General features: G+C 51.0%; 26 protein-coding genes. 5 read left to right on the top strand and 21 right to left on the bottom strand.

Going from position 1 to position 20832, the window contains the following annotated elements; translation table 11 throughout:
- Positions 1–185 precede the first annotated feature (185 nt).
- A complete protein-coding gene (locus tag A7P96_RS08920; protein ID WP_067526433.1) occupies positions 186–875 on the bottom strand; it encodes a pseudouridine synthase in 690 nt (229 codons plus the stop codon).
- A gap of 202 nt (positions 876–1077) precedes the next feature.
- Entirely contained in the window at positions 1078–1902 is an 825-nt protein-coding gene (locus A7P96_RS08915) for a pyruvate, water dikinase regulatory protein (RefSeq protein WP_067526431.1), read from the bottom strand.
- A 271-nt stretch (positions 1903–2173) separates the two neighbouring features.
- Here A7P96_RS08915 and ppsA point away from each other — a divergent pair, with 271 nt between their 5' ends.
- The 5 genes from ppsA to A7P96_RS08890 all read left to right on the top strand — a co-directional run bounded on the left by ppsA (position 2174) and on the right by A7P96_RS08890 (position 9250).
- Positions 2174–4567 (top strand): phosphoenolpyruvate synthase, encoded by a 2394-nt coding sequence (gene ppsA, locus A7P96_RS08910; protein ID WP_067526429.1) that lies wholly within the window; start codon positions 2174–2176, stop codon positions 4565–4567.
- A 256-nt stretch (positions 4568–4823) separates the two neighbouring features.
- Positions 4824–5267, top strand: a complete 444-nt coding sequence (locus A7P96_RS08905) for a hypothetical protein (protein WP_067526427.1) — start codon at positions 4824–4826, stop codon at positions 5265–5267.
- Positions 5268–5314: 47 nt separating this feature from the next.
- Positions 5315–6397, top strand: coding sequence for a TerC/Alx family metal homeostasis membrane protein (locus tag A7P96_RS08900; protein ID WP_067526425.1), 1083 nt, complete (start codon positions 5315–5317; stop codon positions 6395–6397).
- Positions 6398–6485: 88 nt separating this feature from the next.
- The gene (metG, locus tag A7P96_RS08895; RefSeq protein ID WP_369799159.1) at positions 6486–8603 is read left to right on the top strand and encodes a methionine--tRNA ligase; all 2118 of its coding nucleotides are present in this window, start codon (positions 6486–6488) and stop codon (positions 8601–8603) included.
- 140 nt (positions 8604–8743) lie between these two features.
- A complete protein-coding gene (locus A7P96_RS08890) occupies positions 8744–9250 on the top strand; it encodes a hypothetical protein (protein WP_067526423.1) in 507 nt (168 codons plus the stop codon).
- 76 nt (positions 9251–9326) lie between these two features.
- Here the strand turns inward: A7P96_RS08890 and A7P96_RS08885 are convergent, their stop codons facing one another.
- The 19 genes from A7P96_RS08885 to rpsN form a co-directional block, all read right to left on the bottom strand.
- Positions 9327–9902: a hypothetical protein gene (locus A7P96_RS08885; protein WP_156496316.1), complete on the bottom strand. Its 576-nt coding sequence runs from the start codon at positions 9900–9902 to the stop codon at positions 9327–9329.
- 132 nt (positions 9903–10034) lie between these two features.
- Positions 10035–11354 carry a deoxyribodipyrimidine photo-lyase gene (locus A7P96_RS08880; RefSeq protein ID WP_067526417.1) on the bottom strand — a complete coding sequence of 440 codons (1320 nt, stop codon included), beginning with the start codon at positions 11352–11354 and terminating at the stop codon, positions 10035–10037.
- Positions 11351–12406, bottom strand: coding sequence for a lipopolysaccharide heptosyltransferase II (waaF, locus tag A7P96_RS08875; protein WP_067526413.1), 1056 nt, complete (start codon positions 12404–12406; stop codon positions 11351–11353). Before waaF ends, A7P96_RS08880 begins: the two co-directional genes overlap by 4 nt.
- Before the next feature lie 182 nt (positions 12407–12588).
- Complete coding sequence (locus tag A7P96_RS08870) at positions 12589–12780, bottom strand: zinc-finger domain-containing protein (RefSeq protein ID WP_067526412.1); 192 nt, start codon at positions 12778–12780, stop codon at positions 12589–12591.
- A 634-nt stretch (positions 12781–13414) separates the two neighbouring features.
- Positions 13415–13801, bottom strand: a complete 387-nt coding sequence (rplQ, locus tag A7P96_RS10465; protein WP_067444105.1) for a 50S ribosomal protein L17 — start codon at positions 13799–13801, stop codon at positions 13415–13417.
- Positions 13802–13828: 27 nt separating this feature from the next.
- On the bottom strand, positions 13829–14806 hold the full coding sequence (gene rpoA / locus A7P96_RS08865) for a DNA-directed RNA polymerase subunit alpha (RefSeq protein ID WP_067442718.1): 978 nt from the start codon (positions 14804–14806) through the stop codon (positions 13829–13831).
- Positions 14807–14836: 30 nt separating this feature from the next.
- Complete coding sequence (gene rpsD / locus A7P96_RS08860; RefSeq protein WP_067526411.1) at positions 14837–15457, bottom strand: 30S ribosomal protein S4; 621 nt, start codon at positions 15455–15457, stop codon at positions 14837–14839.
- A gap of 17 nt (positions 15458–15474) precedes the next feature.
- On the bottom strand, positions 15475–15870 hold the full coding sequence (rpsK, locus tag A7P96_RS08855) for a 30S ribosomal protein S11 (protein ID WP_067447428.1): 396 nt from the start codon (positions 15868–15870) through the stop codon (positions 15475–15477).
- A gap of 13 nt (positions 15871–15883) precedes the next feature.
- Entirely contained in the window at positions 15884–16249 is a 366-nt protein-coding gene (gene rpsM, locus A7P96_RS08850) for a 30S ribosomal protein S13 (protein WP_067447427.1), read from the bottom strand.
- Between the two features lie 59 nt (positions 16250–16308).
- The gene (gene rpmJ, locus A7P96_RS10460) at positions 16309–16422 is read right to left on the bottom strand and encodes a 50S ribosomal protein L36 (protein WP_049259016.1); all 114 of its coding nucleotides are present in this window, start codon (positions 16420–16422) and stop codon (positions 16309–16311) included.
- A 19-nt stretch (positions 16423–16441) separates the two neighbouring features.
- Positions 16442–16660: a translation initiation factor IF-1 gene (gene infA / locus A7P96_RS08845; RefSeq protein ID WP_049259017.1), complete on the bottom strand. Its 219-nt coding sequence runs from the start codon at positions 16658–16660 to the stop codon at positions 16442–16444.
- 24 nt (positions 16661–16684) lie between these two features.
- Positions 16685–17956 (bottom strand): preprotein translocase subunit SecY, encoded by a 1272-nt coding sequence (secY, locus tag A7P96_RS08840; RefSeq protein ID WP_067526410.1) that lies wholly within the window; start codon positions 17954–17956, stop codon positions 16685–16687.
- Between the two features lie 49 nt (positions 17957–18005).
- Positions 18006–18446: a 50S ribosomal protein L15 gene (gene rplO, locus A7P96_RS08835; RefSeq protein WP_067526408.1), complete on the bottom strand. Its 441-nt coding sequence runs from the start codon at positions 18444–18446 to the stop codon at positions 18006–18008.
- A 6-nt stretch (positions 18447–18452) separates the two neighbouring features.
- Positions 18453–18638 (bottom strand): 50S ribosomal protein L30, encoded by a 186-nt coding sequence (gene rpmD, locus A7P96_RS10455; protein ID WP_082881547.1) that lies wholly within the window; start codon positions 18636–18638, stop codon positions 18453–18455.
- A gap of 1 nt (position 18639) precedes the next feature.
- Positions 18640–19146 carry a 30S ribosomal protein S5 gene (rpsE, locus tag A7P96_RS08830; protein ID WP_067526406.1) on the bottom strand — a complete coding sequence of 169 codons (507 nt, stop codon included), beginning with the start codon at positions 19144–19146 and terminating at the stop codon, positions 18640–18642.
- Between the two features lie 30 nt (positions 19147–19176).
- Positions 19177–19530: a 50S ribosomal protein L18 gene (gene rplR, locus A7P96_RS08825; RefSeq protein ID WP_067442706.1), complete on the bottom strand. Its 354-nt coding sequence runs from the start codon at positions 19528–19530 to the stop codon at positions 19177–19179.
- Between the two features lie 16 nt (positions 19531–19546).
- Positions 19547–20080, bottom strand: coding sequence for a 50S ribosomal protein L6 (gene rplF / locus A7P96_RS08820; RefSeq protein ID WP_067447422.1), 534 nt, complete (start codon positions 20078–20080; stop codon positions 19547–19549).
- A gap of 33 nt (positions 20081–20113) precedes the next feature.
- Entirely contained in the window at positions 20114–20506 is a 393-nt protein-coding gene (rpsH, locus tag A7P96_RS08815) for a 30S ribosomal protein S8 (protein WP_067526404.1), read from the bottom strand.
- Between the two features lie 18 nt (positions 20507–20524).
- The gene (gene rpsN, locus A7P96_RS10450; RefSeq protein ID WP_049259020.1) at positions 20525–20830 is read right to left on the bottom strand and encodes a 30S ribosomal protein S14; all 306 of its coding nucleotides are present in this window, start codon (positions 20828–20830) and stop codon (positions 20525–20527) included.
- Between the last annotated feature and the right edge of the window lie 2 nt (positions 20831–20832).

Genomic DNA, 20832 nt, shown 5'->3' with positions numbered 1-20832 from the left:
CAGCAAGTTTCTGCGAAGCTGAAATTTTCAGGTAGCTTTTATTTACATCCACTTTTCGACACAAGCAGTAGGCCGTCGCGAATACAAGAGTACGGCAAAGCGGGCTAATGCCGTACAGAAGGGAAATACTTTCGTTATATACCCGCCCCAACAATGTTTCAGGTAGCCTCAAATACCCGAGCCACTCAATCCTCGGGCTGGATAAAGCGCCACTGCCCCGGCAGCAAATCATCACACTCCCAATCGCCGAAACGCAGGCGGTGCAGGGCTTCCACGCGGTTGCCGGCAGCGGCCACCATGCGTTTTACCTGGTGGTATTTGCCCTGGGTGATGGTGAGCAGCAGGCTATGCGGATTTTCCAATTCGGCAGCGGCAGCAGATACGGTTTTATTGTCATCGTGCAGCAGCACGCCTTGGCGCAGGGCGGCGCACAGCTCTTCGCCGGCAGGATGCTTGAGCGTGGCGCGGTAGAGCTTGCCCACATGGTGTTTGGGCGAGGTTTGGCGGTGGTTGAACACGCCGTCGTTGGTGATGAGCAGCACGCCGGTGGTGTCGGCATCGAGCCGGCCGATGGCTTGCGGCTCGGTGGCGCGGATGTGGTCGGGTAGCAGGGAAAACACGCTGGGATAGTCGCGCGGTTTGTGCGAAGTTTCGTAGCCGGCGGGCTTGTGCAGCAGGATGTAGTAGTGCGGCAGGGGGATGACAGCGATCTCTTCGCCGTCGATGGCGAGACGCTGCACTTGGTCGGGTTCGATTTCGGCAGCAGGCTGTTCGGCAGTTTCGTCGTTAATCGTAATGCGCCCTTGTTCGACCAGCTGGCGACATTGTTTGCGGCTGCCGATACCTTGGGCTTGCAGGTATTTGGTGAGTTGCATGGTTGGCGAATAGCGGATTGGATGCGGGGATTATAGCAAAGCAAGTTGGAGGCCTAGCTGTACTGCTAGAGGCTACCTGAAACCCAAAGGAACAGACGGAGCCCTATATCGGCATGGTAATGCCGACCTGCCATACAAAAGGCTACCTGAAAACAGTAAACCGTATTTTCAGGTAGCCTCTATCATATTGCAGCAGTGCAGTTTATGTGCGCCGTTGCAGTTTGCAGGCGAGCATAATGCCGGCGGCAAGCTCTTCCACGGATTTATGGGTGGTGCTGGTGTAGGGGATGCCGTGCTGGCGGAACATGGACTCGGCTTCGTGCACTTCGCGCCGGCAGTTTTCGGGGCTGGCATATTGGGAGTTGGGGCGGCGTTCGGTGCGGATATGGTGCAAACGGGCGGGATCGATGGTGAGGCCGAAGATTTTGGATTTGAAGGGCTTAACCATGCGCGGCAGGTCGGTGTTGCCCAAATCGTCGGGGGTGAGCGGGTAGTTGGCGGCGCGGATGCCGTATTGCAGGGCGAGGTAGAGGCAGGTGGGGGTTTTACCGCTGCGGGATACGCCCATGAGGATTACGTCGGCATCGGCAAGATCTTTGGCGGATACGCCGTCGTCGTGGTTGAGGGAGAAGTTTACGGCTTCCATGCGGGCATCGTAGCGCTCTGTGTTTTGGATGCTGTGGGTGCGTCCCACCTGCAATACGGCTTGGGTGCCGAGTTCTTCTTCAAGTTTATTGATAAAGGCATCGAAAAAGCTCAGGTGCAGGCCGTTGCAGTTGCGGATGATGTGGCGGATGTCCTCGCTGACGATACTGGTAAAGATAATGGGGCGCAGGTTGCAGCCGTCGGCAATTTTATTCACTTCGGCCACAATGCGTTCAGCTTTTTCGGGAGTATCAATGAAGGGGTAGGTGAAGCGTTTGAATTCGATGCTGTCGAACTGGTTGAGCAGGGCGTCGCCCATGCCTTCGGCGGTGAGGCCGGTGCGATCGGAAATGAAGATGGCGTGGCGTGTGCAGGGTGGCATTGGTGTTCCTTTCAGCTAGCCTAGTGGGATTCCTAATAAATTTTTGATGCGTAAATATGCTTAAAAACGACTTATTCTAGCAGCTTTTGCGATCCAGGTTTGGGTGTAGTTTTCCTACAAGGCAACGAGCCAACAGTACAGGCAGTACAGCAAGACGAGCCAACGCAGCAGGAAAAAAGCATGTGCTTCAGCTATAGCCCATGACAGAAACCCAGCCAGCGGCTAAAATACTGCCGCTTTCCCTTAACTACCCACAGGACGGAATAGAATCATGTCTGGCAACAATGTAATCTGGTTTGAAAATCTGCGTATGACCAACGTGGAACAGGTGGGCGGCAAAAACGCTTCCCTGGGAGAAATGATCAGCCAGCTGGCTGAAAAAGGCGTGCGCGTGCCCAGCGGCTTTGCCACCACGGCCGAAGCCTACCGCGCATTTTTGTCGCACAACGGCTTGAATGAACGCATTTCCGCCTCGCTGGCTGCGCTGGATGTGGATGATGTAGCCGAGCTGGCACGAGTGGGCGCACAAATCCGCCAGTGGATTCTGGATACTCCGTTTCCGGCTGAACTAGAAGCCGACATCAAAGCCGCTTGGGATAAACTGGTGGCCGACGCGGGCACCGACCAAATCTCCGTGGCCGTACGCTCTTCTGCCACTGCTGAAGACTTGCCGGACGCATCTTTTGCCGGCCAGCAGGAAACCTTCCTGAATATCCAAGGCCTGGAAAACGTGAAAGAAGCGATGCACCACGTATTTGCCTCGCTCTATAATGACCGTGCCATTTCCTACCGTGTGCACAAAGGCTTCGCACATGATATGGTGGCCCTCTCCGCCGGCGTACAGCGCATGGTGCGCTCCGACGCTGGTGCTTCTGGCGTAATGTTTACCATTGATACTGAATCCGGCTTCGACCAAGTGGTGTTCGTAACCGCCTCCTACGGCCTGGGTGAAACCGTGGTGCAAGGCGCGGTAAACCCCGACGAATTCTATGTGCACAAGCCCTCCCTGCGTGCCGACCGCCCCGCCATCCTGCGCAAAACCATGGGTTCCAAACTGATTAAAATGGTGTTCACCGACACCGCCGAAACCGGCAAATCTGTGCAGGTGGTAGACGTGGAAGAAGCCGAACGCAAACGCTTCTCCATCAGCAACGAAGAAATCACCGAATTGGCCAAATACGCGCTGATTATCGAAGAACACTACGGCCGCCCGATGGACATCGAATGGGGCCGCGACGGCTTGGACGGCAAGCTCTACATTCTGCAGGCTCGCCCCGAAACCGTGAAATCGCAGGAAGAGCGCAACAGCACCCTGCGCCGCTACCGCATCGAAAACAAATCTGCCGTATTGTGCGAAGGCCGCGCCATTGGCCAAAAAGTCGGTCAAGGTACCGTGCGCCTGATTAAAAACGCCGCCGAGATGGACCAAGTGCAGCCAGGCGACGTACTGGTGACCGACATGACCGATCCGGATTGGGAACCAGTGATGAAGCGCGCCTCCGCCATCGTTACCAACCGCGGCGGCCGCACCTGCCACGCTGCCATTATCGCCCGCGAATTGGGCATCCCGGCAGTAGTGGGCTGCGGCAACGCCACCGATGTGCTCACTCACGGCCAAAGCGTAACCGTATCCTGCACCGAGGGTGACACCGGCCTGATTTATGACGGTCTGTTAAAAGTAGAAGTAATTGATTTGGCGTTGGATAACATGCCTGCTTCGCCGGTGAAAATCATGATGAACGTTGGCAATCCAGAGCTCTCCTTCGGCTTTGCCAGCCTGCCCAGCGAAGGCATCGGCCTGGCACGTATGGAATTCATCATCAACCGCCAAATCGGTATCCACCCGCGCGCATTGCTCGAATTCGACCGCCAAGATGCCGAACTGCAGGTGCAGATTAACGAGCGCATCGCCGGCTACTCCTCACCGGTAGATTTCTACGTGGACAAACTGGCCGAAGGCATCGCCACCATCGCTGCCTCCGCCTATCCGAAAAAGGTTATCGTGCGGATGTCCGACTTCAAATCCAACGAATATGCCAACCTGCTCGGCGGCAATATCTACGAGCCACACGAAGAAAATCCCATGCTCGGCTACCGCGGCGCCGCCCGCTACATTTCACCCGATTTCAAAGACTGCTTCGCGCTCGAATGCCGCGCCCTGAAATACGTGCGCGACGAAATGGGTCTCACCAACGTGGAAATTATGATTCCCTTCGTGCGCACCCTGCACGAAGCCGAAGCCGTGGTGAAAGCACTAAAAGAAAACGGCCTAGAACGCGGCAAAAACGGCCTGCGTCTGATTATGATGTGCGAGCTGCCTACCAACTCCATCCTTGCCGAACAGTATCTGAAATACTTCGACGGCTTCTCCATCGGCTCCAACGACATGACCCAGCTCACCATCGGCGTAGACCGCGACAGCGGCGGCCCGATTGCCGGTACCTTCGACGAGCGCGATCCGGCGGTAAAAGTGATGCTGCACCTAGCCATCAAAGCCTGCCGCAAGCTGAACAAATACATAGGCATCTGCGGCCAAGGCCCGTCCGACCACCCAGATTTCGCCAAATGGCTGGTTGAACAAGGCATCGAAACCATTTCGTTGAACCCGGATACCGTGATTGAAACCTGGCTCTATCTGGCTAAAGAGCTGCCGCCTAAGCAGTAAGCCCGGCTAGCAAGCTATAGCAAAGGCTACCTGAAACGCCACACAGCAAATTTCTGCGTAGTGGGTTTTCAGGTAGCCTCAATTACATCCTACCCGTACGTAGGCAATCCGTGCTGCATTTTGCAGCAATATGCAAATTTTGCTGCCGCCGCAGGCAGCTTGGATTACAATGCCGCCCTGCGAAAGGCTACCTGAAATTTTCAGGTAGCCTCTGCACACACTCCTCCGGTTAAACACCCTCCCCCAATCCGACGCCATGCACGATTTCATCATCACCCCCTTCGAATCGGTAAACACCGGCTCGGCCGTTTTCCGTTTGGATGCCACGTTCGACAGCATCAACCAAGAATGGAGCGAGGCCTCGAAAATCCTAATCGACAACATCCTGCGCCAAACCACCGAATACCGCTCTGCCTGCGAGCTGGTGTATGAAAATCAGGGCAAGAAATTGAAATCCATCATCTGCAACAAGCACACCAACCCCACGCTAAACAGCCTGGCCGTGTTCTCTGCCGAGAGCATTGCCGCTTGGAAAGAACAATACGATTATGTGGAGAATAAATACTATCTCACCATTCCCGACTTGGGCATATGCATCGGCGGCATGGGCGGCAAGAAAATCCCCAAAGGCGAAGACCGGCTGGTCATTGTGTTTGCACGCAGCGAGATTGAGTATTACAAAATGTTTGTTCAGGTATAGCCGGTTTTTCAGGTAGCCCGTACACACCACCATAAGGATTCCCTCCCATGACCACCCATTTAGGTTTTCCGCTGGAAACCGTTGCCGTTTTCGTTGTCCTCTCCGTAGGCGCGATTGCCATCGATCTGTTTGCCCACCGCAGCGACAAGCCAATGTCGCTTAAAAGCGCCGCGCTGTGGTCAGTGTTTTGGGTTGCGGTGTCGCTGGCGTTCGGCGGCTATTTGTGGTTCCACCACGGCAGCGAGATGGCCAGCCTGTTTTTCACCGGTTATGTACTGGAGAAAGTGCTGTCGGTGGACAACTTATTCGTGATTATGGCCGTGTTTTCCTGGTTTAAAGTCCCAGGGGCCTACCGCCACCGCGTGCTGTATTGGGGCATCATCGGCGCGATTGTGTTCCGTATGGTGTTCGTGGCCATCGGCACCGGCCTGATGGCGCTGGGGCCGTATGTGGAGCTCGTGTTTGCCGTGGTGGTGGGCTGGACGGGCGTCATGATGCTGCGCCGCGATGAAGAGGAGGAAGCCAACGAAGACTACTCCGAACACCTGGCCTACCGCTGGGTACACCGTTTCTTCCCAGTATGGCCGCGCCTCTACGGGCACAATTTCTTCCTACACGGCCACGAGCTCACCGAAGCCTGCCGCCAAAACCCCGACGTGCGCCTCGAGCCGGCCGGCGAAGACCTGAAACATCCGGAGCAACACCACCCGCAGCCGGTAAAAAAAGGCGCGCTGGTGGCCACGCCGCTGTTTTTGTGCTTGGCTATTATCGAGATTTCCGATGTGATGTTTGCCTTCGACAGCGTACCGGCGGTGATTGCCGTATCCAAAGAGCCGCTGATTGTGTACAGCGCCATGATGTTCGCCATCCTCGGCTTGCGTACCATGTATTTCGTGCTCGAAGCCCTGCGCGGCTATTTGGTGCACCTGGAAAAAGCCGTGGTGGCACTGCTGTTTTTTATCGCGGTAAAACTGGTGCTTTCCGCCTCCGAGCACCTGTTCCAACACGGCTATGAAATTTCGCCCAACGCCTCGCTGGTGGTGGTGCTGGTGGTACTGGCCTTGGGCGTGGCCGCTTCTTTCGTGTTCCCGGAAAAAAGCAAAACAGAAGAGCAAAACAAACAGCCCTAAGCACACAGGCTACCTGAAAGCGCTGTTGCAATTCAGCACGGCAAAGCTCAATTTCAGGTAGCCTTTGCATCTGCTAAGGGCAGGCCCTTTGTGGCATAATACCACCCATTTCCATCTTTCCAACAAACCGCGAATCATGACCAAATCACTGCAACGTAAAATCTTGGTTACCTCCGCCCTACCCTATGCCAACGGCAGCATCCACCTCGGCCACATGGTCGAACACATCCAAACCGACGTTTGGGTGCGCTTCCAAAAACTGCGCAGCCACGAGTGCCACTACTGCTGCGCCGACGACACTCACGGCACGCCCGTGATGCTGGCCGCGCAAAAACAAGGCATCGCGCCCGAAGACATGATTGCCAAAGTACGCGAAGAGCACATCGCCAACTTCACCGGCTTCCACATCGGCTATAGTAATTATTACAGCACCCATTCACCTGAAAACAAACAGTTTTCCGAACAGATTTACCGTGCGCTGAAAGCCAACGGCAAAATCGAAAGCCGCGTCATCGAGCAGCTTTTCGACCCCGAAAAACAAATGTTCCTGCCCGACCGCTTCGTTAAAGGCGAATGCCCCAAATGCCACGCCCAAGACCAATACGGCGACAACTGCGAAGTCTGCGGCACCACCTATTCCCCGACCGAACTGATTAACCCGTATTCCGCCGTTTCCGGTGCCAAACCCGAATTGCGCGAATCCGAACACTTCTTCTTCAAACTGGGCGAATGTGCGGGCTACCTGAAAGAATGGACTTCCGGCAACAACCTGCACGACGGCAAGCCCCATCTGCAAGCCGAAGCCCTCAACAAAATGAAAGAATGGCTGGGCGAAGGCGAAGAAACCACCCTGTCCGACTGGGACATCTCTCGCGACGCGCCATATTTCGGTTTCGAAATCCCCGACGCGCCGGGCAAATACTTCTACGTCTGGCTGGACGCGCCCGTCGGCTACATGGCCTCGTTTAAAAACCTGTGCGACCGGATCGGCATCGATTTTGACGAATACTTCAAAGCCGACAGCCAAACCGAGATGTACCACTTCATCGGCAAAGACATCCTCTATTTCCACGCCCTGTTCTGGCCCGCCATGCTGCATTTCTCCGGCCACCGCGCCCCGACCGGCGTGTACGCACACGGCTTCCTGACCGTCGACGGACAAAAAATGTCCAAATCGCGCGGCACCTTCATTACCGCCAAATCCTATCTGGAACAAGGCCTGAACCCCGAGTGGATGCGCTACTACATCGCCGCCAAACTCAACAGCAAAATCGAAGACATCGATTTGAACCTGCAAGACTTTATCAGCCGCGTCAACAGCGACCTCGTCGGCAAATACGTCAACATCGCCGCCCGCGCATCGGGCTTTCTGGCCAAACGCTTTGAAGGCCGTCTGAAAGACGTTTCAGGTAGCCCGTTATTGCAAAAACTCGCTGCTGAAAGCGACACCATCGCCGAGCAATACGAAAACCGCGAATACGCCCGCGCCCTGCGCGACATCATGGCATTGGCGGATGTCGTGAACGAATACGTCGATGCCAACAAGCCGTGGGAGCTCGCCAAACAGGAAGGTCAAGACGAACGCCTGCATGAAGTATGCAGCGAACTCATCAACGCCTTCACCATGCTGACCGCCTACCTCGCCCCCGTGTTGCCGCAAACCGCCGCCAACGCCGCGCGTTTCCTCAATCTGGACGCGATTACCTGGGCGAACACGCGCGAAACCTTGGGTGGACACACCATCAACAAATACGAACATTTAATGCAACGAGTGGAGCAAAAACAAGTGGACGATTTAATCGAAGCCAACAAACAAAGCATTGCCGCCGCAGCCGCGCCTGCCGCCGAAGAAAGTAAATACGAAAAAGTTGCCGAACAAGCGAGCTTCGACGACTTCATAAAAATCGACATGCGCGTCGCCAAAGTATTAAACTGCGAAGCCGTCGAAGGCAGCACCAAACTCTTGAAATTCGACCTCGATTTCGGTTTTGAAAAACGCATCATCTTCTCCGGCATCGCCGCGTCTTATCCCAACCCCGCCGAATTGAACGGCCGCATGGTCATCGCCGTCGCCAACTTCGCCCCGCGCAAAATGGCAAAATTCGGCGTATCCGAAGGCATGATCCTCTCCGCCGAACTGCCAGACGGCTCCTCCCGTATCCTCAGCCCCGATACTGGTGCTCAGCCCGGGGATAAGGTTTGCTAAATGCGGAAAGGTTATCTGAAAATTGTTAGCTTCGCAGAAACTACACTGTGCTGCATTGAAACCTTGCTTTCAGATAGCCTTTTCTGATACATTCTACTGCCGTTTCTTGCTGAAGCAACTCTGCTAGAGGAATCAATATTATGAAAAAATCCCTCGCCCTCCTGCTACTGGCCCCCTTCGCCGTGCCTGCCTTTGCTCAAACCCGGCCAAGCACCGACCATGCCTCACTAGCTGCCGAGTGCGAGCAGCTAATTAAAGATACCAACACCTTGGCCAACGGTACGCTCTGTTATCGGGAAAGCCCTGAAGCATCAAGCTATTTCAACGATTTATCCATGATACTGCTGTTTAACCACCCCAAAGTGGATCAATGCCGCCAGCAAGCTAGGCAATCTCCAAATCAAAGCCATACGGCCCGCCCCACCAACGCTGATTTGGGCAAACTGTGCGCCGAGAGCCGAGTCGAACGCGCCCGTCTGCGCCGTGAGATTGAAACCTATCTCGACAGCAAAATGGTCGAATACGCCGCTGCAGAAGCCCCCAAACGCGGCATCTCCGCTGCAGAACTGCTGCACCAAACCCGCGCCAAGGAAACCGAGCGCCGAGCCAAAGTGGACGCCGCCATACGCCGGATAGACGGCCGTTAAGCAGCATATACCTGCAAGCAAAGGGCTACCTGAAAATTTGTTTTCAGGTAGCCTTTTCATATGCTCAAGCAGCCGTTTATTTCTGTTGCTGTGGCGCGCTCATCTGCTCCTGCCAGCGCTGCATATTCTGCTCCAATTGCGTTTGGTTGATGATACCGGCCGAAGCAAACAATACCATAACGACCATGGCCGTTACCAATAAAGTACAGAAACCGGCAAAATAGCCCAGCAACACCTGCCACAGACGCACGCCGCAAAGGCGGGCATAGCCCATCACACCCACGGCAAACGCCCAAGCCATCCAAACTTGCAGCAACAGTGCCAGACTGGGTACGTACAGAATCAACAAAGCAGGCAAAGAGAGCACTTCAGTAAGCAGCGTGTAGCCCCACAAAGATTGCCGCCGGCCACCGAGTGCACCCATCAGCCGGGTCATCACGCCGGCAAACACCGGCCATTTCACCAAATTTAGGCAAAACACAAACACTATCATGCCGTATTGCCCGGTCAGCACGGGCGAAAGCATCGCTGTGTTCACGGCAGCCACCATCACCAGCGCGCCCAGGCAATCCGGTAGTGAGTAGGCATATTCTTCGGCAGGGCGCAATCGCAGCCGCATCAGGTTGGCAGCATCGCTCATCAATCGGTACATGGCAAGCAGTCGTTGGTTGTGTAAAGGCGGAATTATAGCGCCAAAGCCATAAAGTTCGCGCCAAAGCTAGAGGCTACCTGAAAGCGGCAACGAAGTTAACCGTTTTTCAGGTAGCCTCTTCATCGCCCTGCCCTAGCGCGCCCGATAATCTACTACCGGCGCCGGGTAGCCGTTGGTGTTCACTTCCGCTGTGGCCAGCCACGGGGCATGGATACGGCGGCTATCGAGATGTGCCAACTGCGGTAGATGGCGGCGGATGAATTGGCCGTCGGGATTGAGCTTTTGTGACCAAACCACGGGGTTGAAGGGCTGCCGTTCAACTCGCTTACCACCCAAGCCGGCAGCCAGCTGCCAGTTGCCGCTGTTGGCGGCGGGCTCAAAATCCAGCAACTGGCGGGCAAACCAGCCGGCACCATCCTGCCAGCGGCCACCCAGCACGTGGCAGAAAAAAGCGGCGCAGAAATGGCGCAGGCTGTGCGGTAACCAGCCGGTGTCGCGCAGCAGGCGCATGGCGGCATCAACCAGCGGGTAGCCGGTTATGCCTTGCTGCCAAGCGGCCATCAGCACTTGGTTGGCCTGCCCGGCTGCGGCACGGTGTTCGGGCAGGCCTTGCTGCAGCACATCGGGATATTGGCGGAAATAATGCCGCCAAAATTCGCGCCGGGCCAAAGCTTCGCGCCAGGCAGTAGCATCAGGCGAGTTGCCGGCCACCGCCCACACCCGGCGCACCGACAGCGTGCCAAACACAAGATGCGGCGAGAGCTGCGAGCTGCCGTGTTGGGCGGGCAGGCTGCGCAACACCGGGTAATACGGCAGGCGCGGCAAAAATTCGGCCAGCTGCCGCCGGGCGGCGGTTTCGCCGCCGGGAATGGTGAGCACGGCACGGGGGACAGCAGGCAGCGCGGCAGTTTTCAGATTTTCAGGTAGCCTTTTCTGCTGCGCGGCCAAATCCGGCGGCGGCCAGGCCGGTGCTTGCCAAGCGGCATATTGTTCGGCACATGCGGCCTGCCAGGCTACCTGAAACGCGGCAAAGGCCGGCTCATTGAAATACGGCGAACGGATAAATTGGAAGGGCGGCTGCAACAGGCCGTCGGCCACGCCGTGCAGCCGGCAGCCCTGCTTTTCCAGCACGGCGCGTAATGCACCCTGCCCTGCCCCGTCGCTTGCACACACCACTTCTGCCGCACGGCAATATGCCGCCATTTCGGCCACCGCCTGCACGGGATTACCTCCGCGCACATGCAGCGGAATACCGCATTCGGCCAGCCGTGCCTGCAAATCGCGCAGGCTCTGCCAAATAAAATAGCGTCGCCTCGCCGTGAGTGCACTGTCGTTCGGCCACACATACAGGCCGAGCAGCAGCCGGCCGGTGCGGGTGGCGGCTTGTAGGGCAGGCTGGTCGTCGGTGCGCAGGTCTTGCCGGAACCAGATTAAGGTAGTGGGTACGCTCATTTTGCTGGAGTTTCAGGCGTTTGTTCGGGGAAGCGGGAGCAGATAGCACGGCAGCCGGCTTGGTACACCAAATCCGGCTCGAGCTTGTTGAGGCAATCGGTGTGGCCGAGCGGGCATTCACGCTTGAAGCAGGGGCTGCACTCGAGGTGCAGGCTCACCACCTGCGCATGCAAGCTCAGGGGCGGGGTATGCTCTGGGCTAGACGAGCCGTACACGGCAGCCAGCGGGCGATTCAGCGCGGCAGCCAGGTGCATCAGGCCGCTGTCATTGCACACCACGATTTGCGCCAGGGCGAGCAAATCGATGGCTTCGGAAAGGCTGGTCCGTCCACACAAATTGGTGCAAAGGCTACCTGAAAGCCGCTGTACTTCTTCGGCGGTTTCGTGGTCTTTGGTCGAGCCGAATAACCAAATCTGATAGCCTTCAGCGGCGTAGCGTTTAGCCAATGCGGCAAAATGGCGTGGCGGCCAGCGTTTAGCCGGGCCGTATTCCGCACCGGGGCAGAAAGCGGCCGCGGGGCGGTCGTGCCTCAAACCATGGGCATGCATGGCGGCTTCGCTGGCGGCAGCGGAAACGGCAAGCCGGGGAAAATCGTTGCGGCGTGGCTCGAACGGCACGCATTTCGGGTAGGCCAAGGCAGTGTAACGATCGGCCATCAGCGGCAGTGCGGCCTTGTCCAACTTGCGAATGTCGTTAAGCAGCGGATAGCGGCTCTCGCCCACATAGCCGGTGCGCTGCGCAATACCGCCGGCGCGGGCAATCAGCGCAGATTTAAATGAGCCGGGCAACACGATCACTTGGTCATAGCCGCGCCGCGCCAGCTCCTTGCCCAGCCGCCAACGCTCGCGCAGCCGCAATGCGCCGTGAGCGAAGGGGTTTTCCAAAATCCGGTTGATTTCGGGCATGCGTTCGAACACGGCCATCGACCACTTGGGCGCAAATATGTCAATCCGGCAGCCGGGATGCAATTCGTGCAGGTGGCGGTAAAGCGGCTGCGTCATCACGCAATCGCCAATCCAAGAAGGAGAGATGATGAGGATATTTTTGGGCATGGCAAGGAATCGGCGGGATATAGCGAATGAATCTAACGTTCGCTATAGAACAGCGGCGTAGACATTTTTCAGGCAGACTCTGGCGGCTTTGGTATGCCGTTATAGAGGGATTCCTGTAGTAATGCTAAGAGGGCCAAGGCGGTAACAGTTGCGAACTGCCCCACTATACTAAAACCAGAGCGTTAGTAATGCCCACCTACTTCGCCGTTGAGCTGATAGATGCTGCCACAATACGAGCATTCGATGCTGCCGTTGGAGGTAATCGGCAAAAATACACGCGGTTGGCCATCCCAGGCTTCGTGCGTGGGGCCGCTGCAATGTAGAAGCAGATCAGCAGGCGTGATAACGATGGGAAGCTGTACTTGGTAGGGCATGGTGGGTATCCTTATTAGATAATTGGTGTGTTGGTTGCAGGAAAGCATTTTGTACACAGGGTTGCTAGCAAATTAGCCTAGTCTTGGCTATGTATTAGCTTGCTATACTGCCTTATATTGGGAATGTATTTAGCCGGCCGATTGGTGGATCTGGCTAACCTTAAGGGATTATACCGATGCTTGGATAGGAGGTGTAGCAGATAGCTATTGCGGGGGTAGATTAGTATCCGCAGCTGGAATACGAACAAAGCTGCCTGAAAATAGTGTGCCAATCATAAGAATTGAGAGCACTGAATAAACGGGATTAGTGTCCTGTCCATCAAGATAGGATACTGCACCGAAGTTCAGCAAAAGTAGCGGAGTTGTGCATGATTCCAAATATGGGACGATTAGATTCAACGCCTTTCAGAAGAGAGCTTTGAAGAAAGAAGGAGTTGGCCATTTAATTGTTACATAAATAGAATATAAATTTAGTTTGCTTTGCCACACTCCTCTGTGCTGTCCGCAACTTACCACCTTGTCTCATCCCTATTTGAAACAAATATAAAGCTTAATTCAAAGCCCAACAAATAAAAAAAGCCGAATTCTATGTAATCCACAGAATTCAGCTTTCAGCAACAGCTCAATCAAACAGTTATGCAGCCTCAGTATTTGAGTCTTCAGCGGCTAAATCGGTCAATTGCACCAATGCTAACGGCGCATTATCACCTTTACGGAAGCCATATTTCAAAATACGAACATAACCACCATTGCGGCTGGCAAAACGAGTACCCAACTCATCGAACAGTTTCACTACAACATCTCTGTCGCGAGTTCTGTTAAAGGCAGTACGACGATTAGCCAAAGAAGGCTTCTTACCCAAAGTAATCAAAGGCTCTACTACTCGTCTCAACTCTTTAGCCTTAGGCAGAGTAGTTACAATAGTTTCATGGGTTAAAAGCGAATTAGCCATATTACGCAACATCGCTGCACGATGGCTGCTTGTGCGGTTTAATTTGCGGTTGGCATTACCATGACGCATAATTTTATTATCCTTTTCAATTAAATATTAAGGCTTATCTAAACCAACAGGTGGCCACACATCCAATTTTGAGCCCAAGGTCAAGCCTTTTGAAGCCAATACTTCTTTAATCTCGTTTAAAGATTTTCTGCCAAGATTCGGGGTTTTCAGCAATTCGGTTTCGGTTCGCTGAATCAAATCACCAATATAGTAGATATCTTCAGCTTTCAAGCAATTCGCTGAACGAACAGTCAATTCCAAATCATCTACTGGGCGTAGCAGAATCGGGTCGATATGCGGAGCTTCTTCTTTAGACTCTTCAACCGGTGTCCCTTCCAAGTCAGCAAATACCGACATTTGATCAATCAGTATCCGAGCTGCTCGACGCACTGCCTCTTCCGGATCAATTGCACCATTGGTTTCAATATCTAAAACCAAACAATCCAAGTCCGTCCGCTGCTCCACACGAGCAGCCTGAACCTCAAAGCTAACACGATGAACAGGAGAAAAGTTGGCATCCAAATGAATAGCGCCAATTTGCTTGTGGTCATCATCCCTGCTACTAACAGTTTGATAGCCACGACCCTTTTCTACAGTAATTGTCAGTTCAATCTTGCCATTATCAGACAAGCGGCAAATAACATGTTCTGGATTAATTACTTCCACATCATGCGGCAATTCCAAATCAGCAGCAGTTACTACCCCACTACCTGATTTATTTAAGCTAACCTGGACCGAATCACGTCCCTGAAGCTTGAATACCACTCCTTTAATATTCAGCAATATGTCTACAACATCTTCCTGAACACCATCTAAAGTAGAATATTCATGCAGTGCACCGTCAATTACCACCTCTGTAGGTGCAAAACCATTCATTGATGATAGCAATATACGGCGCAACGCATTGCCTAATGTATAACCAAAACCCCGCTCAAATGGCTCCATAAAAACTTTTGCACGCGTTGCAGACAAAGCATCTACATCAATCTGTCGCGGCTTCAGAAATTCATAGGTGCTGTTTTGCATTTAACTGCCCCCTTTTTTGAGCCAATGAAATTATTTTGAGTAAAACTCAACCACTAACTGCTCGTTAATATCACTATACAAGTCAGCACGGTCAGGCATATTTCTAAATACGCCCTCTTGCTTATCGACATCTACAGAAACCCAGCTTGGCAAGCCAATTTGAGCAGCCAATTGCAATGATTCTTGGATACGAACCTGTTTTTTAGCTTTTTCCCGCACAGAGACAGTATCTCCCGCTTTTACCTGGAAAGACGGGATATTAACTACTTCGCCATTCACCAAAATTGCTTTATGGGATACCAACTGACGAGCTTCCGCACGAGTAGAACCAAAACCCATGCGATATACCACGTTATCCAAACGTGACTCAAGCAGCTGCAACAACAGCTCGCCAGTCGCACCCCTACGACGTGAGGCTTCAGCAAAATAACGGCGGAACTGTCTCTCTAACACACCATATAATCTACGGATTTTTTGTTTCTCACGTAGCTGAATACCATAGTCAGACAAACGACCTCTTCTTGCACCATGCTGACCAGGAGCGTTTTCAAGTTTACATTTTGACTCAATAGGACGGCGCGCACTTTTCAAAAAAAGATCGCTACCTTCACGACGAGCTAATTTGCATTTAGGGCCAATATAACGTGCCATAAGTTAATTACTCCAGATTAAATACGACGTTTTTTAGGTGGACGACATCCATTATGAGGCAATGGAGTAACATCAGTAATACTTACAATCTTAAAACCGATAGCATTTAGAGAACGAACAGAAGACTCTCGACCAGGCCCAGGCCCTTTAATGCGAACTTCCAAATTTTTCACACCATATTCCTGCGCAGCCTTACCAGCTGCTTCAGCAGCTACCTGAGCGGCAAAAGGGGTGCTTTTGCGAGATCCTTTAAACCCTGCACCACCAGATGTAGCCCAAGACAGAACATTACCCTGTCGATCAGTAATGGTAATTATAGTATTATTAAAAGAGGCATGAATATGGACAATACCATCATTCACTACTTTCCGTACTTTTTTACGCGCACGCGCAACTGTAGTTGCTTTAGCCATTTAACTTAATCTCCTAACCCTTTTTGCCTGCAATTGCCTTACGAGGACCTTTTCTAGTACGGGCATTAGTCCTAGTACGCTGCCCACGACATGGCAAACCACGACGGTGACGAAACCCACGATAACAACCCATATCAATCAGTCGTTTGATATTCATAGTAATTTCACGACGCAGATCACCTTCAATTTCATACTGCGCAACCTGCTCACGCAAAGCATCTAACTGCCCCTCTGTCAAATCCTTTACCTTAATATCAGGAGCAATAGCTGCATTATTACAAATCAATTTTGCGCGACTGGCGCCAATACCATAAATTACCTGCAAACCAATTACAACATGGGCATTATTAGGAATATTCACTCCTGCAACACGAGCCATTCTTCGTTTCCTTTTAAGACGAAAAGCTACACAAGCATAGCATATTTTATTTTAAACAATTAGCCTTGTCGCTGTTTATGACGTGGATCTGTGCAGATCACTCTCACAACGCGATTGCGACGAATAACCTTGCAATTGCGACAAATCTTCTTTACCGATGGTTGAACACGCATTTATTTTCCTTTTCATGATTTAACGAGCTCGAAAAACGATACGAGCACGGGATAAGTCATAAGGTGTCATTTCTACAGTAACCTTATCACCAGGTGAAATCCGGATATAGTGCATTCGCATCTTCCCAGAAATATGTCCTAATACTTCATGGCCATTTTCCAGTTTAATTTTAAAGGTCGCATTAGGCAAAGTCTCCAATACCTCGCCCTGCATTTGTATAGTATCTTCTTTAGCCATAATCTCTTTACTTACATAGTACAATTACTTCTTAGCTGAACCTTTCCTCATTAAATGCTCATACTGCTGATTCATACGATAGGAAGCAACCTGAGTACCAAAGTCCATAGTAACAACAACCAAAATAAGAAGAGACGTTCCACCCAAATGAAATGGAATGCCGAGCACTCCCGTAACAAACTCTGGAATCAAGCAAATAATAGTTATATACAACGCACCAAAGAAGGTAAGGCGCATAACCACTTTTTCCAAATAATTTGAGGTTTGTTCACCTGGCCGAATACCTGGGACGAAAGCCCCACTTTTCTTCAAATTCTCAGCCATTTCTCTTGGGCTAAATACTAACGCAGTATAAAAATAGCAGAAGAAAATTATGGCCGCTGCAAATACTACCAAATATAAAGATTTACCTGGGGAAAGATTAGCAGCGATAAAATCAACAAATACATTACCATCCACTCTTTTATCCAACCACCCAATAATTTGAGACGGGAATAAAATTACGCTAGATGCAAAAATTGGAGGAATCACGCCTGCCATATTTATTTTAAATGGCAAATGGGTTTTCTGTCCTTGTACAATTCGGTTCCCGATTTGTCGACGCGCATAATGAATAGGAATCTTACGCTGAGCACTCTCAATATAAACAACTATATAGATCAGGCACAACCCACCGAACAATACAAAAAGAATTACCCCATAGCCACTAGCACCAGTAATTGCCAGATTCAACAAGTTACTAACCGCGCCAGGGAGAGCAGCCACAATTCCTGCTGTAATTAATAATGAAACACCATTACCAATACCACGCTCAGTCATCTGCTCTCCAAGCCACATCAAGAACATGGTTCCGGTTACCAGACACGTAATTGTAGAAATGTAGAACTCTGACCGTCCAATCACTACAAGATCTGGTTGCTGATAAACAAACGCCGCCGCTGTAAATGCTTGTACTATCGCAACAATCAGAGTTCCCCAACGAGTATATTTGGTCAAAGCTCGGCGTCCCGCTTCCCCTTCCTTTTTCAAGGCCTTTAACGATGGTAGTACCTCAGCAACCAATTGAATAATAATAGATGCTGAAATATATGGCATAATTCCTATGGCAAAAATACTAAACCTCTCTAAAGAACCGCCAGAGAAGAGATTAAGCATCCCCAAGATACCGGCATTACCTTCCTTAAAACTATTAGCGAGTGCTGCAGCATTGACTCCAGGTACAGGAATATGAGCCCCTACCCTAAAGACGATAAGAGCCCCGAGCAAAAACAACAGGCGTCTTCTCAAATCATTCATTCTTGCTAAATTCCTAATTACAGCCACCTCTCGGTATTTTCAACAAATATCAAGACAACTCTACAACCCCACCAACAGCCTCAATAGCTGCCTGAGCACCTTTGGTAACCTTAACGTCGCCACGAACAGTAAGTACTTTAGCGATAGACCCAGTAGCAACCACTTTAACCGCGCTCACCTCAGAGTTTAATAAGCCGTTTTGTTTTAATATTAGGATATCAACCTCTTTACCATTTACTTTATTCAAGTCAGACAAAGTAATAACTGCTGCTTTCAAAGAAGAGATTGGCTTAAAGCCCCTCTTGGGAAGGCGGCGCTGAAGAGGCATCTGCCCGCCTTCAAAACCAACCTTATGAAATCCACCAGCACGGCTTTTTTGCCCTTTATGTCCACGACCACACGTTTTACCAAGACCACTACCAATACCACGTCCAACACGACGCTTAACATGGATAGAGCCTGCAGATGGTTGAATTGTATTCAAAAACATAAATAATTAGCCCCCAACCTTCAAGAGATAACTTACTTTATTAATCATTCCACGATTTTCAGGAGTATCTAACACTTCAACTGAATGATGCCGATGGCGCAAACCCAAGCCCTGGACACACTGCCGATGAGATTTAACCGTACCAATCAAACTCTTAGTAAGCGTTACAATAATTGTCTTTTGCGTACTCATCTTAAACCCCCAACTCTTCCACAGACATACCGCGTTTAGCTGCCACCTCACTCGGGGCATATAATTTTACCAAACCGTCTAAAGTGGCTCGAACGATATTATATGGATTAGTAGAACCATGTACTTTTGCAGAAATATTATGAACCCCCATTGCTTCAAAAATTAGTCGCATTGGGCCACCGGCTTTTACACCACTACCTTCTTTTGCAGGCTGCATAAACACCTTTGTAGCACCATGTTTACCAACCACCTCGTGGTGAATAGTTCCATTATTCAATGATACCTTAATCATTGAACGTCTAGCCTGATCCATAGCTTTCTGAACCGCAGCAGGTACTTCTTTAGATTTACCTTTACCCATTCCGATACGGCCATCACCATCACCAACCACTGTCAGTGCTGAAAACGCCATGATTCGACCACCCTTAACTACCTTGGTGACACGATTAACAGCAACCATTTTTTCAATCAAGCCATCATTACGTTCTTCAATATCTTGCTTTGCCATTATCTGATCCTCAAATCTGTAACTATTATCCTAGAAATTCAGGCCATTTTCACGAGCGGCCTCTGCCAATGCTTTGACACGCCCATGATACTGAAAACCAGATCTATCAAAAGCAACTCTTTCAATACCTAATGCTTTAGCTTTTTCCGCAATTCTTTTACCCACTAAAGATGCAGCTTGAACATTACTGCATGAGTCTAAGCTTTTTCTTACCTCTGACTCTACTGTAGAAGCCTGAGACAAAACAATACCACCACTCGCATCAATTATTTGTGCGTAAATATGGTTATTACTTCGAAATACGCACAACCTAATCTCTCCAAGTTGCTTTATGCGCGCACGCGCTTTATGCGCGCGACGAGCTCTTCTAGTATACTTATCCATGAATGTAATTCCTTAGCTATTTTTTCTTTGCTTCTTTCAAAACTACCACTTCGTCCAAATAGCGTACACCCTTACCTTTATAAGGCTCAGGAGGTCGAAAACCACGAATTTCAGCTGCTACCTGCCCTACAATTTGCTTATTGGCGCCCTTCAGCGCTATCTCCGTGGGAGACGGTGTCTGAACAGACACACCTGCTGGCATATCATAAACAACAGGATGCGAGAATCCCAAAGAAAGATTTAAGGTAGAGCCCTGGGCCTGTGCACGATACCCCACACCAACCAACTGTAACCTTTTCTCAAATCCTTCAGCCAACCCTTTAACCATGTTAGCTGCAATCGCCCGAATAGTACCTGACATTGTATCTGCTTCTTTAGTATCAGTAACAGCAGAAAATACTAACTGCCCATCAGCAAACTGAACCAAGATACTACTAGGCACTGCAACACTTAACTTGTCACTCTTATTCTTTATTACCAACTTACCAGCCCCAAGCTCAACATCAAGACCAGCAGGGACATGCACTGGATTTTTTGCTATACGAGACATTTTAAATAAAGCTCCTTAATTGGCCACTTAAAGTTAAGCCACGATGCACAACAACTCACCACCCACACCTGAGGCAAGAGCCTTATGCCCAGTCATCACGCCCTTGGATGTACTAACGATAGCAATACCCAACCCATTCATAACTCGCGGAATTGAATCTGCACCCTTGTACACCCTTAAGCCGGGACGAGAAACTCGCTTAATCTGCTCAATTACCGGCTTTCCCAGGTAATACTTCAACTGAATTTCCAAAACGGGCTTCACACCAGAAGACACCGAAAAGCTATCAATATACCCTTCCTCTTGCAGAACTTTAGCAATTGCACATTTCACCTTAGAAGAAGGCATAGCAACGGAAGCTTTATTTGCACGCTGCGCATTACGAATGCGAGTCAGCATATCAGAAATAGGATCATGCATACTCATTACCATTATCCTTAAAATTTACCAGCTGGCCTTAATAACACCAGGAATCTCACCACGCATCGCAATCTCGCGAATCTTAGTACGCCCTAAGCCAAACTTACGGAAGGTGCCACGTGGTCGCCCCGTTAAAGCACAGCGTCTTCTTTGACGAATAGGTGATGCATTTCGAGGAATAGCTTGAAGCTTTAAACGAGCCTCAAATCGCTCTTTATCACTTACCCCTGCATCATTAATTACTGCAAAAATTGCAGCCCTCTTTGCAGCATACTTTTTTGCAAGCGCAACGCGTTTAGCTTCTCGATTAATAAGAGCTTTTTTTGCCATGA

The sequence above is a fragment of the Eikenella sp. NML03-A-027 genome (genome assembly GCF_001648395.1).
Lineage (GTDB): Bacteria > Pseudomonadota > Gammaproteobacteria > Burkholderiales > Neisseriaceae > Eikenella > Eikenella exigua.
The sequence above is the reverse complement of the archived record's forward strand: the minus strand, read 5'-3'. Positions and strand labels throughout refer to the sequence as shown.

Coding starts and splice junctions, on each gene's coding strand:
- rpoA (WP_067442718.1), bottom strand. CDS start 14,806: ATGCAAAACAGCACCTATGAATTTCTGAAGCCGCGACAGATTGATGTA.
- rpsH (WP_067526404.1), bottom strand. CDS start 20,506: ATGAGTATGCATGATCCTATTTCTGATATGCTGACTCGCATTCGTAAT.
- A7P96_RS08920 (WP_067526433.1), bottom strand. CDS start 875: ATGCAACTCACCAAATACCTGCAAGCCCAAGGTATCGGCAGCCGCAAA.
- rpmJ (WP_049259016.1), bottom strand. CDS start 16,422: ATGCGTGTTCAACCATCGGTAAAGAAGATTTGTCGCAATTGCAAGGTT.
- A7P96_RS08915 (WP_067526431.1), bottom strand. CDS start 1,902: ATGCCACCCTGCACACGCCACGCCATCTTCATTTCCGATCGCACCGGC.
- rplR (WP_067442706.1), bottom strand. CDS start 19,530: ATGGATAAGTATACTAGAAGAGCTCGTCGCGCGCATAAAGCGCGTGCG.
- A7P96_RS08880 (WP_067526417.1), bottom strand. CDS start 11,354: ATGAGCGTACCCACTACCTTAATCTGGTTCCGGCAAGACCTGCGCACC.
- ppsA (WP_067526429.1), top strand. CDS start 2,174: ATGTCTGGCAACAATGTAATCTGGTTTGAAAATCTGCGTATGACCAAC.
- rplF (WP_067447422.1), bottom strand. CDS start 20,080: ATGTCTCGTATAGCAAAAAATCCAGTGCATGTCCCTGCTGGTCTTGAT.
- A7P96_RS08885 (WP_156496316.1), bottom strand. CDS start 9,902: ATGTACCGATTGATGAGCGATGCTGCCAACCTGATGCGGCTGCGATTG.
- A7P96_RS08905 (WP_067526427.1), top strand. CDS start 4,824: ATGCACGATTTCATCATCACCCCCTTCGAATCGGTAAACACCGGCTCG.
- A7P96_RS08870 (WP_067526412.1), bottom strand. CDS start 12,780: ATGCCCTACCAAGTACAGCTTCCCATCGTTATCACGCCTGCTGATCTG.
- secY (WP_067526410.1), bottom strand. CDS start 17,956: ATGAATGATTTGAGAAGACGCCTGTTGTTTTTGCTCGGGGCTCTTATC.
- rpsE (WP_067526406.1), bottom strand. CDS start 19,146: ATGGCAAAGCAAGATATTGAAGAACGTAATGATGGCTTGATTGAAAAA.
- rpsK (WP_067447428.1), bottom strand. CDS start 15,870: ATGGCTAAAGCAACTACAGTTGCGCGTGCGCGTAAAAAAGTACGGAAA.
- waaF (WP_067526413.1), bottom strand. CDS start 12,406: ATGCCCAAAAATATCCTCATCATCTCTCCTTCTTGGATTGGCGATTGC.
- A7P96_RS08890 (WP_067526423.1), top strand. CDS start 8,744: ATGAAAAAATCCCTCGCCCTCCTGCTACTGGCCCCCTTCGCCGTGCCT.
- A7P96_RS08900 (WP_067526425.1), top strand. CDS start 5,315: ATGACCACCCATTTAGGTTTTCCGCTGGAAACCGTTGCCGTTTTCGTT.
- rpsN (WP_049259020.1), bottom strand. CDS start 20,830: ATGGCAAAAAAAGCTCTTATTAATCGAGAAGCTAAACGCGTTGCGCTT.
- rpsD (WP_067526411.1), bottom strand. CDS start 15,457: ATGGCACGTTATATTGGCCCTAAATGCAAATTAGCTCGTCGTGAAGGT.
- infA (WP_049259017.1), bottom strand. CDS start 16,660: ATGGCTAAAGAAGATACTATACAAATGCAGGGCGAGGTATTGGAGACT.
- rpsM (WP_067447427.1), bottom strand. CDS start 16,249: ATGGCTCGTGTTGCAGGAGTGAATATTCCTAATAATGCCCATGTTGTA.
- rplO (WP_067526408.1), bottom strand. CDS start 18,446: ATGTTTTTGAATACAATTCAACCATCTGCAGGCTCTATCCATGTTAAG.
- rpmD (WP_082881547.1), bottom strand. CDS start 18,638: ATGAGTACGCAAAAGACAATTATTGTAACGCTTACTAAGAGTTTGATT.
- rplQ (WP_067444105.1), bottom strand. CDS start 13,801: ATGCGTCATGGTAATGCCAACCGCAAATTAAACCGCACAAGCAGCCAT.